Source organism: Oenococcus sp., from assembly GCF_047725585.1.
Taxonomy (GTDB): Bacteria; Bacillota; Bacilli; order Lactobacillales; family Lactobacillaceae; genus Oenococcus; species Oenococcus kitaharae_A.
The window spans coordinates 1-15,534 of record NZ_JBDNNF010000004.1 but is presented as its reverse complement, the minus strand read 5'-3'; the positions used below and the strand labels follow the sequence as shown (position 1 = coordinate 15,534).

General features: G+C 41.7%; 15 protein-coding genes. 9 read left to right on the top strand and 6 right to left on the bottom strand.

The window, feature by feature from the left end; all coding sequences use genetic code 11:
- From ABF487_RS05950 to gpmA, 5 genes are read left to right on the top strand one after another with little or no spacing between them, the layout of a single operon-like run.
- Positions 1-804 carry a DUF1129 family protein gene (locus tag ABF487_RS05950; protein ID WP_007744817.1) on the top strand — a complete coding sequence of 268 codons (804 nt, stop codon included), beginning with the start codon at positions 1-3 and terminating at the stop codon, positions 802-804.
- Positions 804-1,496 carry a response regulator transcription factor gene (locus ABF487_RS05945; RefSeq protein ID WP_007744816.1) on the top strand — a complete coding sequence of 231 codons (693 nt, stop codon included), beginning with the start codon at positions 804-806 and terminating at the stop codon, positions 1,494-1,496. Before ABF487_RS05950 ends, ABF487_RS05945 begins: the two co-directional genes overlap by 1 nt.
- 3 nt (positions 1,497-1,499) lie before the next feature.
- Complete coding sequence (locus tag ABF487_RS05940) at positions 1,500-2,645, top strand: sensor histidine kinase (RefSeq protein ID WP_007744814.1); 1,146 nt, start codon at positions 1,500-1,502, stop codon at positions 2,643-2,645.
- A gap of 58 nt (positions 2,646-2,703) precedes the next feature.
- On the top strand, positions 2,704-3,996 hold the full coding sequence (locus ABF487_RS05935) for a D-alanyl-D-alanine carboxypeptidase family protein (protein WP_415625896.1): 1,293 nt from the start codon (positions 2,704-2,706) through the stop codon (positions 3,994-3,996).
- Between the two features lie 56 nt (positions 3,997-4,052).
- Complete coding sequence (gene gpmA / locus ABF487_RS05930) at positions 4,053-4,766, top strand: 2,3-diphosphoglycerate-dependent phosphoglycerate mutase (RefSeq protein ID WP_007744809.1); 714 nt, start codon at positions 4,053-4,055, stop codon at positions 4,764-4,766.
- Positions 4,767-4,812: 46 nt separating this feature from the next.
- Here gpmA and ABF487_RS05925 read toward each other — a convergent pair whose 3' ends face one another.
- The 3 genes from ABF487_RS05925 to zwf form a co-directional block, all read right to left on the bottom strand.
- The gene (locus ABF487_RS05925) at positions 4,813-5,505 is read right to left on the bottom strand and encodes a hypothetical protein (protein ID WP_007744807.1); all 693 of its coding nucleotides are present in this window, start codon (positions 5,503-5,505) and stop codon (positions 4,813-4,815) included.
- A 15-nt stretch (positions 5,506-5,520) separates the two neighbouring features.
- Positions 5,521-6,030 carry a QueT transporter family protein gene (locus ABF487_RS05920; RefSeq protein ID WP_007744805.1) on the bottom strand — a complete coding sequence of 170 codons (510 nt, stop codon included), beginning with the start codon at positions 6,028-6,030 and terminating at the stop codon, positions 5,521-5,523.
- Positions 6,031-6,140: 110 nt separating this feature from the next.
- Positions 6,141-7,613, bottom strand: a complete 1,473-nt coding sequence (zwf, locus tag ABF487_RS05915) for a glucose-6-phosphate dehydrogenase (RefSeq protein WP_415634806.1) — start codon at positions 7,611-7,613, stop codon at positions 6,141-6,143.
- A gap of 76 nt (positions 7,614-7,689) precedes the next feature.
- On the opposite strand from zwf, the gene ABF487_RS05910 reads away from it, so the two are divergent.
- Positions 7,690-8,904, top strand: a complete 1,215-nt coding sequence (locus ABF487_RS05910) for an MFS transporter (RefSeq protein WP_007744803.1) — start codon at positions 7,690-7,692, stop codon at positions 8,902-8,904.
- A 9-nt stretch (positions 8,905-8,913) separates the two neighbouring features.
- Here ABF487_RS05910 and ABF487_RS05905 read toward each other — a convergent pair whose 3' ends face one another.
- Positions 8,914-10,299 carry a hemolysin family protein gene (locus tag ABF487_RS05905; protein ID WP_415633930.1) on the bottom strand — a complete coding sequence of 462 codons (1,386 nt, stop codon included), beginning with the start codon at positions 10,297-10,299 and terminating at the stop codon, positions 8,914-8,916.
- A gap of 71 nt (positions 10,300-10,370) precedes the next feature.
- Complete coding sequence (locus tag ABF487_RS05900) at positions 10,371-10,838, bottom strand: class Ib ribonucleoside-diphosphate reductase assembly flavoprotein NrdI (protein WP_007744800.1); 468 nt, start codon at positions 10,836-10,838, stop codon at positions 10,371-10,373.
- Positions 10,839-11,192: 354 nt separating this feature from the next.
- Between ABF487_RS05900 and nrdH the strand changes: the two genes are divergently transcribed.
- The 3 genes from nrdH (at position 11,193) to nrdF (ending at position 14,734) form a co-directional block, all read left to right on the top strand.
- The gene (gene nrdH, locus ABF487_RS05895; RefSeq protein WP_415634805.1) at positions 11,193-11,438 is read left to right on the top strand and encodes a glutaredoxin-like protein NrdH; all 246 of its coding nucleotides are present in this window, start codon (positions 11,193-11,195) and stop codon (positions 11,436-11,438) included.
- A 77-nt stretch (positions 11,439-11,515) separates the two neighbouring features.
- Positions 11,516-13,687 (top strand): class 1b ribonucleoside-diphosphate reductase subunit alpha, encoded by a 2,172-nt coding sequence (gene nrdE, locus ABF487_RS05890; protein WP_007744796.1) that lies wholly within the window; start codon positions 11,516-11,518, stop codon positions 13,685-13,687.
- A 33-nt stretch (positions 13,688-13,720) separates the two neighbouring features.
- Entirely contained in the window at positions 13,721-14,734 is a 1,014-nt protein-coding gene (nrdF, locus tag ABF487_RS05885; protein ID WP_007744794.1) for a class 1b ribonucleoside-diphosphate reductase subunit beta, read from the top strand.
- Positions 14,735-14,788: 54 nt separating this feature from the next.
- Here the strand turns inward: nrdF and ABF487_RS05880 are convergent, their stop codons facing one another.
- A complete protein-coding gene (locus tag ABF487_RS05880) occupies positions 14,789-15,400 on the bottom strand; it encodes a CHAP domain-containing protein (RefSeq protein ID WP_241778151.1) in 612 nt (203 codons plus the stop codon).
- Between the last annotated feature and the right edge of the window lie 134 nt (positions 15,401-15,534).

The window sequence follows — 15,534 nt, the reverse complement described above, 5'->3', positions numbered from 1 at the left end:
ATGGCAAATTCCGAACTTTCTAAACGAAATCAGGAATTTGTTTTTCATTTAACAAAACTTCTCGGCGAATCGAAAAGTTTTGATGATGATAAAACAAATTCAACAATCAGCAATGTCACTGAAAAACTTTTGGCAGGACAAAAAACTGGTCAAACGGCTCGTCAACTTTTTGGCACTCCCAGTGAATATTACCAGGATTTAGTCGACCCTAAGGGCGCAGCTGAACGTAGAAGAAAACTTGCACAGATGCAGCAAGGGAAAAAGGCTGCACCCGCTGATAGACGTGCGCGTCCAAAAATCAGTGAGCAGCTATTTGACTTTAGTTTTTGGCTGGAATTCATTGATACCAGCTGGACGCTTTTGATTATACTGGCAGCGTTGTATGGCTTGACAATGCTGACCAGTAATGGCCGAAACCAAGGCGTAGGTGTTGTGACGTTGTTTATCTGGGCGATTATTACCGGTGCAGCCTATGTCTTTGTTCTTAGAATTGTCAGCCCGAATCCTAGTAAAAAAGAGCGGCGCCCTGTTTGGCAACGGGTCTTATTCACCTTAGTTGCCGGTGTGGTCTGGGTTGGTGCGTTTTCCGGCTTGGCTTTGATTATTCCGCCTGTTATAAATCCAGCACTCAATTCAGCATGGCTATTTACGATTGCGGTGGTTGGTGCGGCAGTTTATTATATTTGGCGCAGGCAGTCACCGTTGCCAAAGGGAATTTTAATTATTGGCAGCTTGGCAACAAATGCAGCACTTAAGTATCGCGAGAAATATCCGAAAGCGAAAAAAGTTAGGACGAAGAAGTAATGACAAAAATTCTAGTGGTTGACGACGATAAAGAAATTGCTGAATTACTGGAGATTTATATTCGAAATGAGGGCAATGACCCTATTTTGGCTTATTCAGGCGAAGAGGCGCTTTCAAAACTCAATACTAATCCAGATATCGCACTTATGATTTTGGATGTGATGATGCCGGGGATGAACGGCTTTGATGTGGTCAAAGCCGTTCGCAAGGATACAAATATTCCTATTTTGATTGTTTCTGCTAAAACGGGCGATATGGACAAGATTCAGGGCCTGATTACCGGTGCAGACGATTATGTGACAAAACCCTTTAATCCATTGGAAGTGATGGCTCGTGTCCGCTCTTTGCTGCGCAGGTCGTCAAATGCAGTCCGAGACGAAGCGCCTGAAATTATTGATGCCGGCGCTCTGACAATCAATAAAGATTCTCATGAGGTGAAAACAGCTGCTGGTGAAGTGATTCAATTGACAGCCTTGGAGTTCGGCATCCTCTATTTGCTGGCTAGCCACCCGAATCGGGTCTTTTCTGCAGATGAAATTTTTGAACGTGTCTGGCAGACCGAATCTGTCGTTTCAGCAAAGACGGTGATGGTTCATGTTTCCCATCTACGCGACAAAATCAAGGAGAGTACAAACGGTGATGAAGTCATTCAAACCGTCTGGGGTGTTGGCTACAAAGTCGAAATCAATTAGCCTATGAAACTAACAGCTAGAGAAATTATTCATCTGATTCTTTTTGGAGCAGTCGCGGCCTTCGTACTGCTTCTTTTAGACTGGGCTGTTTTTGGCTTAATTGCAGCACTCATATCCGGTGATTTTAAAGTTGGCCGCGGGCGTTTTGAAACGACGGCATATATTTTGTTTAATGGCAAAAATTTTACACCAGCAAATTACCAATGGTGGGGCTTTGTTTTGATCTTGCTGCTGGGTATTGCGCTGTGGGTATTTTTATTTTTACGTGAATATCAGCAAATTCAGCTAAAACGGCTTTCGGCTGAAATTACGAAAATTAATCAAACAGAAGATAATGATCAGATTAAAATGTCATCGATTGATCCTATGGTCACGAGCCTCGTTTTGCAAATCAATCAAATGACAGCCTCAAAACAGAAAATCCTTGATACAGAACGTCAAAATGAACGCAAGCAGCAGGAGTTGGTCACTAATGTTTCCCATGATTTGAGAACACCGCTGACATCAATTATTGGTTATCTGGGTCTGATTGAATCGAACCCGAATATGCCGGTTAATCAGATGCGTAAGCATGCCTCAACTGCCTATACCAAAGCACAGCAGCTGGTATCGATGGTGGAAGATCTCTTTTCCTATTCCCAAACACAGACTAGCGGCGAAAATCTGCATTTCCAGCCGATGGAAATCTCTGAATTTTTTGACCAGCTGATTGTGCAGTTTGAGTTGGAGGCTCGCAAACACGCTATTACAATGTCTAGTCTGACTCACCCGGACCAGATTCAGATCGTGGCTGATCCGGAAAAATTGGCTCGTTTATTCATGAATCTGATCAATAATGCTTTTAAATATGGCAAAACCATGACTTTTATCAAATTGACCGCAGCCACAAAGGAAGACAAGGTCGAGATTAAAGTGCAAAATGATGGCGAGCAGATCCCTAAGTCGAGTTTGAGCAAGCTATTTGATCGTTTTTATCGTGTTGACCAATCGGGAAACAAAAATATCTCTGGTACCGGTTTGGGCCTTGCCATTGCACAAGGCATTGCTCAACAGCATCACGGGACAATTCGAGCGGAATCCAATTCTCAGTTGACGAGTTTTGTGATCGAACTTCCCTTGGACGCTTCTTTGGGGATGCCTCGTGGTTAATCGTCGGTCTAATTATATGTTTAAAGAGCACAGGTTTCGACACAAAATAATGGCGTGTTTGCTCGGCCTTTTGTGTTTATTTCTGGTCGCTTCTTGTGTAGTTGGTGTTTTTATCAACGAAAAAGTACCTAGCCGAGTATTACCGGTCATTAGTGGGAAACCGGCTCAGCTTCAAAACAAGGCTGCCGCATCATTGGTTGCCGACTTCGATAGTGGACAAATCATTGCAGAGAAGAATCCGAATCAAAATTTAGCTATCGCCTCTACTAGCAAGTTGCTGACGGCTTATTTAGTTTATCAAGCTGTCCAGCAAAAGAAATTGTCTTGGCAGCAGCGCATAAAAGTAACGCCGCAAATTCAAGCACTTTCCCGTAATAGCGAACTTATGAATATACCCTTGCAGGCAGGCCAGGCATATACAGTGAAGGAGTTATTGGATGCGACTTTGCTGATTTCGAGTAATGCGACAGGCATTTTATTAGGAGATGCCATCTCTGGCAACCAGAGAAATTTTGCCGATTTAATGAATCGTACAACGGCTTCCTTTGGTATCCCTAGTTCGCAATATCATTTTTATAATGCAGTGGGCATCAACAATGTTTACCTATCAGGCCAAGATAAAATACCTAAGGCTTTAGATAACGATGAGAATGTGGCCTCGGCTAAAGCACTCACAACAATTGCGAACCGTTTATTTAAAAAATATCCAAAAGTTATCAAAGAAATGCAATCACCGGAATTATTCTTTCCATTTCCTGCCAGCGATTATGCATTTCGCGGAGATTCTGTTTTAACGCGTTTTAACAAACAATTTCCTCAAGATGCAAAAGTTTTCTCTATCGTTAAAAGCGGTGCTTCTGAGGCGGCCGGATCGGTTTTGCTCGCGCTGACAAACAAAATGCCCAATGGTCATCGCTATATTGTCTTGACGATGCATGCTTCTGATTACACTAATCTTTGGCCAACTTGGGATTTGACGGCGAAGACTGCGGCACAGGTGTCACGGCAAGGCAGCTATTTATCGATACCTAAAAATACACAGATTTCGGGTGCTGAAAACCTTTATCTGCAAAAGACATCTCCTAGCCGGATTGCTTTACAAAATGCCTCAAGCATTAATTTTTGGACCTCTGGCAAGAGGAAACAGGTTTCAGCAAACCACATTGCTTATGATCGGCGGTCTGCCAATATTGCCAAGGATAGTATTTTAGTTACCAGGATCAATAATTTACGTGATTTTGATTATTTATATGGTCAAAAGCCGGTGGGCAAACTGTACTTAAAAACCATGAGGTCTGCCGTCTGGCAACTCAATCCTTTTGTCAGATATTGGCGTTGGCTAACTCATTAGACTAGCGAATTTGTTCACGTTTGCGCTATGATAAATTAGGAAACTTTGGAGGAAAAATGGCTAAATTAGTATTTATTCGTCACGGTCAATCTGAATGGAATGCTTTAAATCTATTCAATGGCTGGGTCGACACAAAACTATCTGAAGAGGGCATTCGCCAGGCAAAAGAGGCCGGTGAACTGCTCGCGGAAAAAGGTATTGAGTTTGATCAGGCTTACACTTCTGTGCTGACGCGTGCAATTCAAACGCTTCATATCACTTTGGAAGAAATCGGCCAGCTTTGGATTCCTGAAGAAAAATCATGGCGCTTGAACGAGCGCCATTATGGCGCTTTGCAAGGGCTGAATAAGAAGGCTTCAGCTGAAAAATGGGGTGATGATCAGGTGCATATTTGGCGCCGTTCCTATGATGTTTTGCCGCCATTGCAAGACTCAATTCAGAAATCAATTACTGTAGATGGTCGGACTTATCCTGCCTTAGATCGTCGTTATGCTGAGTTGGATCCTAAGACGCTGCCTTTGGGTGAGAACTTAAAAGTAACTCTGACACGCGTTATGCCTTTCTGGGAAGATAAAATTGCGCCAGATTTGCGCGCCGGCAAGAACGTGATCATTGCTGCTCACGGAAACTCGTTGCGTGCCTTGTCCAAGTATATTGAAAACATTTCCGATGCTGATATCATGGGCCTTGAAATCGCCAACGGGCAGCCAATCGTTTATGATTTTGATAAGGATTTAAAAGTTACAAATAAAGAATTGCTTGCTAAGTAATTTAAAAAATCCACTTGATCGTTAGAAATCAAGTGGATTTTTTTATCTAAAAATGATTTGATGCAAGAATCCGGCCTAAACCGCGAGGATCTTTGACGGATGAAGCTAGTAACTGTCGCAGATTGTCTAGACGGACGTCCCGTTCCGGAATACGAATCTCTTCTTGAGCAGATTCTTTCTTGTAGAAATCGATGTTTGCTCTGGAATAGGTCTGTTTCTCTTCATCTTGTGCTAATGAATTGATGAACTCGCTGGCTTGCGCGACCCTTTGCCGACTATCTTCTTCTAGTGCGGCCTGAGAAGTTTGATCCTCTGCTTGAATGCTGGCGGCCTCGGATCGGAGTGATGATGGCAAACTATTTGGACTGCTTGAGGAAACGTTAGGGACCGCGTCAGTGGTATGCTGCCGATTAATCAACTGTTGGGCGAAATTTTCTAACAAGATTTTTTGGCTAGGGTTTAATTGGCTGATCATCATGTCTAAATGAGACAGCGAGGCAGCTGTGCCATTGTCGGTTGGCGTTGACTTGTATGGTACAGAATTGTCATTTTGCTCTATGGGTGTTTCAGCTTTTAAATTAGTGACAAGATCTGGCTTCGTAGCTGCAGCAGGAGTCGTCTTATTTTCCGGAAGAGAAATTTGCACACGTGAAGGTGAAACAGGCTTAGGCTGTAATTGTTGTTCGGCGCGGTCGTTTTTTCCAATAATGACCCGATGGAGAAAGGATGTAAATTTCATGTCTCTAGTATCTCATTATTTTTTTAAATTAATGCCCTTGGAAACAGCGTAAATGACAATCGATCCGACAATCATTGAAGCAAGTTCACTGATAAAGAGCATGCCGTATGTCAGCCAAAAGCCGCCATCAGCAAATTTAGGATAAAAAATAATTAATTCAGCTGCGATCCAAAACATAAATATGCTGACAATCAATGTTGAAGCAACGAATTTGAGAATTGTGTTAGGAATGCGCCGCGTAACCTGATAAACTACCCAAGTCATGGTTAAAGTCTGCAAACCACCGATAATTGCATCAACGATTCCCAAACCAAAAAATAGATTAAAGACGAAAACACCAATTGTTTGGGCGATGATATAACGTTTATTGAAAATGGCTAGGTTGTTGAAGCCTTCCCCAAGACGGATCTGAATGGCACCGCCACGCAGATTAAAAGGCGGGATCATACCGATTAGAATGTATAAAGCGGCAACAACGCCGATAAGTGTTATATTTCTAGCTTGACTCTTTTGTTTTTTTTCCATACTTTCCATGATATAAGAAAAGTGCTCGATCTTTCAGATTAAAAACAATTCCTTTGCTATTAGACAAAAAAACACAGCGTCTGCTGTGTTTGAAAACACGGATTAATTTTTTAACCGCGGTAAATCCACCGGTCACCAGTCTCAGCCAATAGACGGTCGGAAGCAACCGGCCCCATAGTAGCGGACTCGTAACTTTCAAGGGGCGCTTTATCTTCAGCCCAGACTTTAGCAATCTGATCAACGAATTTCCAAGAAATGGAAACACCAGTCCAATCGGCAAAGTTCGAACCGTCTCCATTCATCGCGTCATGCAGCATTCTTTCGTAAGGATCCGGCGTCTGGGCTTTATCTTTATCAGAAATGGACCAAGCCAGCAAGTCAGAACGGGTACTGAATTCGGTTGTGACATCTTTGCCGTTCAAAGAGAATTGAATGCCGCCGACTGGATCAATCAAAATACTTAGGACAGGCTCGGTCAGTTTGTCATCATTCGTAGTACCAAAATCGAAAGTGGATTTCTTATAGACCACATCGACACGCGTCTGCTTAGCAGCCAAACGCTTACCGGTTCTAATGTAGAAAGGAACACCTTGCCAGCGGTCTGTGTCGAATTGCAGACGGCCAGCTACGTAAGTATCATTTTTGGAATCGGCCGGCACATCTGGTTCTTCAGTATAGGCCTTTTGCCAAACTTCACGGCCGCGGCCATATTGACCACGCACAAAGTTCGCGGCAACTTCCTCACCCTTGTACATCTTGAGTTTTGAAAAAGCAGCGTTCTTAGCGGCACGGATATCTTTGTCTGAAAATGAAGCTGGTTCTTCCATAGCGAGCCAACCGACAATTTGGAAGGTATGATTTTGAATCATATCAAGCAAAGCTCCGGCTGTATTATAGTAGCCGGCGCGCTCTTCAACACCCAACTCCTCAGCTAGTGTTACTTGAATATTTTTAATGTATTTATTATTCCAAGTTGCATCAATAAAGGCATTGCCAAAACGCAGCGCTGGGATATTTTGAACCATTTCCTTGCCAAGATAATGATCGATTCTGAATATTTGGTCATCAGAAAAACCTGATTCGAGCTGGTTTTGTAATTCTTGTGCTGTGTCAAAACTCGTACCGAAGGGTTTTTCAACCATTAAACGGTTATAGCCATTATCTGACATTAAGCCCTCAGACTTGATTGCTTGTGCAATCTGTCCAAAGAAGCGTGGCGCAACTGACATATAGAAAATGCGGTTGCCATTGGCATTGTATTGTTGATCCAGTTGAGCCAGAAGATCTTTCAGCTTGCCATAATCCTTTAAGTCGGTCACATCATGACTGCGGTAACGGAAGTGAGCGGCAAAAGCCTTAAACTGCCCCTCTGTACCGTTATTGGCGATAGATTGGCGAACTATTTCCTGGAATTTTTCATCATCTAAATCATGACGCGCAGTCCCGATCACGGCGAAACGATCCTGCAGGTAGCCCTTTTTAAATAAATTGAACAATGAGGGGTATAACTTACGCTTGGCAAGATCCCCGGTGCCGCCAAACAGCAGCAGAACTAAAGGTAATTCAGTAGGTTTATTATCCATATTCACTCCAAACTTTTACATATAAAAGTATAACCTATCGGATTAGTTAAGTTTGTGAAGATGTTACTATTTTCATATGGATCAATATTCGGAAGACAAAAAACCGCGTCGCAGACCGCCTTTGCATGTTCAAACGAGCACGATCCGCCCAATTTACGTTTATGCAGAAAATTTAATCAGCAACGCGGCTGCTGCAATGACCTGGCCGGTGACCTCTTTGTATCTGCATAATTATCTGCATCAGTCTTTTTTAATTATTGGCGTGATTTTAATGCTGGGATCCCTCGTTTCAATGCTGGCCGCTTGGGGAGCGGGACTTTTATTTGATCGCTGGCGGCCTTACCACAGCTTTATTATTGCTTTATCCATTTGCTTGTTTGGATCATTGATGATGCTCTGTTTTCATGACTGGCCAATATATGTTCCATGGCTCATGATTCTGAATATTGGTATTGGCATGCTTCAAACGCTGATAAACTCATATGGTGCCTACCTCTCAACAGATAATCCAAAGCACTTTTTCTCGAACATGGCCATTACTTTGAATATCGGCACAGTCATTGGCACTTTTTTCGGTACCTGGATCTTTGACAAAATGAAAATCCAGGGCATGATGCTCCTTGCTATCGTTTTTTATCTGGAAATGCTTGGGCTGGCTATTTTATTTTTTCGCGTCCAAATCCGGCCTGCGTCTATGGTGCTTGCCGCAAAACAACCGAGCCGTTTGGCTTTTTCACGCTTATTAATTGCGATTGGCGCCTTGACGATGATGACCTACTTAACTTATCAGTTTTGGGAAACAGTTATGAGCCCGCACATGGTCAGCTTGGGCATGTCAATCGAACAATATGGTTATTTGTGGACAATTAACGGCTTGGTCATTATCTTTTTCCAAAATTTGGTCACGAAAGCAACAAAAAATTGGTCCTTTATGAAAACGGTAGTCATTGGTACTTTTATTTTTGCTCTGAGTTTTCCGCCTTTGATCTGGGCCAATCGTTTTTGGCAAATGATCTTGATTACAATCGTGCTGGTCGTTGGCGAAATGTTATTTTCGCCCGGAACAACAGCTTGGATTGCTCATTTGGTGCCTGCACAGTTTCAAGGGCAAGGCATGGCTTTTATTAGCGCTATGATCAGCTTGGGACGTGCGATCGGGCCAGTTTACGCGGGCATTTTTATGGATCGGGGGTGGATTTTTGCTCTTTTTATGAGCAGCTTTTTCTTGTTGCTGATTCTTGATGGCGTTGTTTATATCTTTGGCAGATCAAAAAATAAAAGCCTGATATAAATCAGACTTTTATTTTTCGCTTGTTTTCTCTTCAAAATCACCGTTCGGCTGGTACTCTTTTTCTATCTTTTTAACTGTGAAAAAATTGATGTAGGCATCTTCATAATCATTGGCAGTGATATCGAAACGAAAATCATCATTTTCAACGGTTACGGTATCGCCTTTTCTGGTATCGGGGTAATTATTTTGGATGTATCCGGTTAAAGTGACAGCCTCGTCTTCATCAAAATCAGGAATTTTAGTTTTGAAAAAATCTTCCAAGTCATACAATGAAATCTTGCCAACCACTTGATAACGGTTATTACCAAGTTTTTTAATCATCTCATCATCTTCATCATCTTGTTCATCTTTTAAGTTACCGAACAATTCTTCATAGATGTCTTTATCAGTAATGATACCTGAAGTTCCGCCGTATTCATCAATGACAATTGCCATCGGCACACGGTGGGCGCTCATTTCGTCCATGACATCAGGAACCTTCATATTCTCTGGAATAGAAACGATATCACGCATGATCGTGGAAACTTTAGCTTGGTCGTCAATTCTCGCCTGACGAACAATATCGTAATTATAGGCATAACCAATGATTTTATCTTTGTCATTATCAGCCGTTACGGGAAAACGTGAATATTGTTCTTCCAGATAGAGCTTTAAAGCATCGGCAATTTTGTCTTCAACGTCGATCACGCTCATGGAAGTTCGATCTACCATCACATCGCTAGCGACTTTATCATTCATCTCAAAAGCACGCTGCATAAAGTTGGCATCTTCTTCGTCAACCTCAGAGTCGCTGGCCAAGGCCGAATTTTTCGTTAAACTAATGATCTCGGTCGGTGAATAAATATCCTCATCAGTTGCAGTCTTAAAACCTAGTAGATTAGATACCGCTGCGGCCGTACGGTCGAATAACCAAATCAAAGGGAAAAGAACAACATGAAAAAAACGCACTGGGCGCGCGATGCTCAATAATACCTTGATTGGTTCATCAATCGCAATGTTCTTTGGTACTAAATCGGTAAATACGGCATGCACAAAGGTAAAGATAAGGATACCAACGATAGATGAAACTACTAATTCACTTTCCCTGCCCAGAAATGCAAAAGCACCGGAATTCTGTAAAAATTGGGAAGCCGCGCCTTCACCTAACCACCCGATAATTAATGAAGTGAGTGTAACGCCAGTCTGTGCCGTCGACAGATATTCATTAAGATGATCTGTCATGTGAATTGCTAAGGCAACCCGCTTATTTGGCTTTTTCTGATCTTTTTGAATCGCTTTTAGAGCGGATGGACGCGAACGGATAAGGGAGTATTCTGTGAGTGTGAACATCACAGCTAAGATAAGGGAAATGAGTAAGGCAATCACTGAAACTAATATTGAGGGGTCGGAGTCCATTAATGTTTGATATCTACTTTCTTAAATAGTCTAATTGCTATTATATCAAGCTTTGAGTACAGAAAACACACTTATTGGCCAGCTTTAGACAGATTAGCAATTATTCTTGTGTATAATTTTTGTAAATCCGATTGAATGCCGGATAATTCGTAACTATAGAGTAATGGCTTATTGTACTTGGCTGCATAACGCTTGGCAGTCAGCACGTATTGAACGTTAAAGTTACGATTGCCGGACCCGAAAACGCCAAGCAGTTTTTTGTAATTTTCATGGTAGTCAAGGTAGTCGCCTAAAGCGTTAGTAAAAATTTCGTGAATTTCTGGTCCGATACCAGTGCCTCCTTCTAGGTAAGTCGGGACGTTTATAAAAAATGGTGCCTTTTCTTCAGCGAAATCAGTAGAATCGCTAATTTCGACGGCCTCAATTTCGACATTGTTCGGATTTTCCTGTATTTGCGTTTTTGCATAGGCTGCTAAACGCTGCATAAAATTTCGTGAATTTCCCTCAATAGATACATATAAAACACGAACTTTTTTCATGGAAAATACCTCTTTATCAGGAAATAACGTTCCGTGGTTTTTTCTTCTCAGATATTTGAACGAAAATCCTAACATTACCTTTTCTTAATATTCTTAATCTTTCAAAAATGCCCTTAAATAGGCATTTAGACGCTATTAAGCTTGCAACATTTTTTAAATTATTGCAAGTTGTTTAAGACAACGATCTGATAATAAATTGTAATATTTCGGCTCGATCCGCACCAGTTCTAGCTTTTGGGGCAGCGACCGCTTGTTCGCATGTGAAATTGCCCTTGTATCTTGTTTTCAAGGCGTTTATATTAATAAACATCCAATAAATAAAAAGCGCTAAAAACAAACATTAGGAGGTAAAAGATGACAGATATTACGGTTTATACAAAAAATGATTGCGTCCAGTGCAAAATGACTAAAAAGTTTTTGACTTCAATGGGAGCCGATTTCCGAGAAATCAACATCGATCAGCATCCAGAATTTGTTGCTCAGTTGAAAGAAGCCGGTTATCGTCAAACACCGGTTGTCAAAATCGATGGTCTTGATGCTTTCTCCGGTTTTCGTCCGAATGTTTTGAAAAAAGCACTCGCCTCTTCAGCCGCTGCTTAACTGTCTTTTACAAAATAATCTAGGCAAGCATCGGGTTTTTCTCGGTGTTTTTTAATCAAAATAACTAGGAGGATTCTATGCCGTTAAAAGAAATCGATCTTGAAAAAGTGCATTATTATGACTTGAATAATGAGGTCAATATCCCGAAGAATAATACAATTCAAGTTGGAAAAGACCAAGAAGCACTCAAAGCATTTTTAACAGAAAACGTTGAACCGAACCGCCTGAAATTTGCTTCGCTTAAAGAGCGTTTTGATTGGCTGATTGAAAATGATTTTATTGATCCAACATTCATCAATAAGTATCAGTTTTCATTTATTGAGAAACTGTATGACTTTTTGGATGCGGTTCATTTCCAGTTTCACAGTTTTATGGCCGCTTACAAGTTTTACACGCAATATGCACTGAAAACAAATGACGGCAACTATTACGTCGAGTCTTATGAGGATCGGATTGCGATCAATGCACTTTATTACGCCGATGGCAATGAAACCTTGGCTATGCGCATTGCTGATGAAATGATTCATCAGCGTTTCCAACCGGCGACACCTAGTTTTTTGAATGCTGGTCGTGCGCGCCGTGGCGAACTGGTAAGTTGTTTTGTTTTGCAAACAACCGACGACATGAATTCGATCGGCCGCGTTATTAATTCTGCCATGCAGTTATCTAAGATCGGCGGCGGTGTCGGCATTAACTTGTCGAATGTTCGTGAGGCAGGTGCCGCTTTTATGGGCATTGCCAACATGGCGGCCGGCGTGATTCCGATTATGAAATTGATGGAGGATGTCTTTACATATAGTAATCAAGCCGGCGCACGACAAGGCGCTGGTGTTGCCTATTTATCCATCTTTCATCCGGATATTGTTCGTTTCTTATCGACAAAAAAAGAGAATGCGGATGAAAAAATTCGTGTTAAGACTTTATCACTTGGCCTAACTGTACCGGATAAATTCTATGAATTGACAGAAAAGGGCGAGCAGATGGCGCTCTTTTCACCGGCAGATGTTGAAAAAGTCTACGGTGTGCCTTTTAATTATGTCGATTTAACCAAAGAATATGACAACATGGTGGCTGACGATCGAATTACCAAACACTGGATCGATGCCCGTACTTTAGAGACGGAGATTTCAAAACTTCAACAAGAGTCAGGTTATCCCTACATCATTAATTTGGATACCGTTAACAAGGCCAATCCTATTTTTGGTAAAGTTGTTTCTTCGAATTTATGCTCGGAGATCTTACAGACTCAGACTATTTCGCACATTAATAACGAACAGAAATATACGCTTTTGGGAGCCGACATTTCTTGTAATTTAGGTTCTATCAACATTGATAATATGATGCATACGCCTGATTTTGCTCAGTCAATCGAAGCGATGACGCGTGCCTTGACTTTTGTGTCCGAAAGTTCTGATATTTCGGTCGTTCCTTCGGTTCAAAACGGTAATCAGCAGAAACACGCGATCGGTTTAGGAGCTATGGGGCTAGCAGCCTTTCTGGCTAAGAATAAGATCTACTACGGTGATGATATTGCTTTGGACTTCGTCAACACTTTCTTTTTGATGACGAACTATTACACATTGCTGGCATCTAATAAAATTGCCAAAGAGAGAAAACAGACCTTCTTTGAGTTTGAGAAATCAGATTACGCTAATGGCAGTTATTTTGACAAGTATTTAGCCAAAGATTGGGGTCCAAAAACTGAAAAAGTTAAGAACCTCTTTACTAATTATCACATCCCCACGATTGCTGATTGGCAGCAATTAAAGGAATCAGTCATGACCGATGGTCTGTATAATGCTTACCGTCAAGCAGTCGCGCCAACAGGTTCCATCTCTTACGTTAATGACACAACCGCTAGTCTGCAGCCAATCGTATCCCGCGTTGAGGCCCGTGCTGAAGGTATGACGGGGCGTGTTTTCTATCCAGCCAGTGGTCTGAATAACGAAACGATGCCTTATTATGTTTCTGCTTACGATCTGGACCAGAGAAAGGTCATTGACACCTATGCAGCAGCTCAGGAACACATTGACCAGGGGATGGCAATGACTTTGTTTATGCGTTCCACGATTCCTGATGGCATCTATGATTGGAAAAAAGGTCACACAGAAAAGATGACCACGCGCGATCTGACGATTCTTCGGCATTACGCTTTTCGCAAGGGGATCAAATCAATTTACTACATCCGGACTTTTACGGATGACAATACCGAACAGGGCGTTAACGAATGCGAATCATGTTCCATTTGACTTGCTAGCATAAAATAGACTTAGAGGTAAGAGATGTCGGAAGAGAAAAATCAATTTACACACTATGATGCGATCAATTGGAACAAGGTAATCGACCCAATTGATAAAGCCACTTGGGAAAAGCTGACTGAACAGTTTTGGTTGGATACACGAATTCCTATTTCTAACGATTTGAAGGATTGGCGTTCGCTTGGTAAGAAAGAACATAGGCTTTACGATCATGTTTTTGGTGGTTTGACGATGCTGGATACCTTGCAAAGTCAAGATGGTATGGCCAGTTTGCTAGAAGCTGCTGTTACGCCGCATGAAAGAGCTGTTCTGAATAATATTAAATTTATGGAATCAGTCCATGCTAAGAGTTATTCTAGTATCTTTGAAACATTAGACACACCAGTTGAGATTGATGAAATTTTTGACTGGGCATCACAAAATAAACGTTTGCAATATAAAGCGAACAAAATCAACTCAATTTATCATGATCCAAATCCATTAAAACGTAAAATCGCTTCTGTCTTTTTGGAAACATTTTTGTTTTATTCGGGCTTCTATACGCCACTCTATTTTGCCGGGCATAACAAGATGGTTAACGTCGCTGAAATCATTAAATTGATTATTCGTGACGAATCGGTCCACGGTACTTATATTGGTTATAAATTTCAAGTTGCCTATAAAAAATTGACAGAAAAAGAACAGCAGGATTTAACTGCGTGGGCCTATGATCTGCTTTATGATTTGTATGCCAACGAAGAGGCCTATACACACGAACTGTATGACGATATTGATTGGTTTGACGATGTAATGGTATTTCTACGTTATAACGGCAATAAAGCTTTAATGAACCTTGGCTTGGAGCCTATGTTTGCTGATGGTGCTGAAGATGTAAACCCAGTTGTTATGAATGGTATTTCTACATCAACTGCCAATCATGATTTCTTCAGTCAGGTGGGTAATGGTTATCGCTTGGGTGAAGTTGAAAATTTGACTGATAGCGATTATGAAGTTGGTAAGTCGACGCAAAGCGGTTTTGATTCTGAGGACCAGGATTAAGTAAAAAAGATCTGCAATCATTGCGATTGCAGATCTTTTTTAAATTGCTTTTTATCAGGGGTGGATATAAAGATAGCTGCTTGCAGCATACACGCGGCGAATATCTGGTCCAGCACTTGAAAAATTCCCTTCGGAAATTGTAATACTGCCATCACCATTATTTGAAAGGACAACGCCTACATGGCCGTAAACACTAGCTCCTGCTTGTCCGGGGGCGAACACAACGACTGCCCCAGCAGCTGGGGAGTTATCGACTAAATATCCCCGTACAGCTGCACTTGCTGCCCAATTAGAAGCGTTTCCTAGGCTAGATGGCACCCAGGGAAGCATATTTTTTACGTACCAAGTGCAAGTGCCGTAAACGTAATTGTTGCTGCCGTTCATTACAGCTGTGTTATGAAACGCTATCTGCCGTGGTGCAGACGCTGCTTGCTCAGCCTGTTTTTGATCAGCGGCTTTTTTCTCGTCGGCGGCCTTTTTAGCGGCCTGCTCTTTAGCCTGCTGCTGATCTCTTATTTTCTTACTTGCAGCATCACTAGCTCTGCGCAGGTATTGATTAACAGCTTTTTTATCCGATGCGAAGTAGATAGGCGCTACTTGCGTTGTGCCTTGGCTGCTGGCTGCTTGTGCATTAGCTGATACACAGATTGCCGATAATAATGCCAACGCAAAGAGTATTTTTTTATTAATGAAATATTTTATCCCTTTGATCACCCGATTAGTTTTCCAAATGAAAATTACGATAAAATGTCTTTAGATAACAAATTTGTGACAGTTTGAAGAATTAACATAGGTTGTAT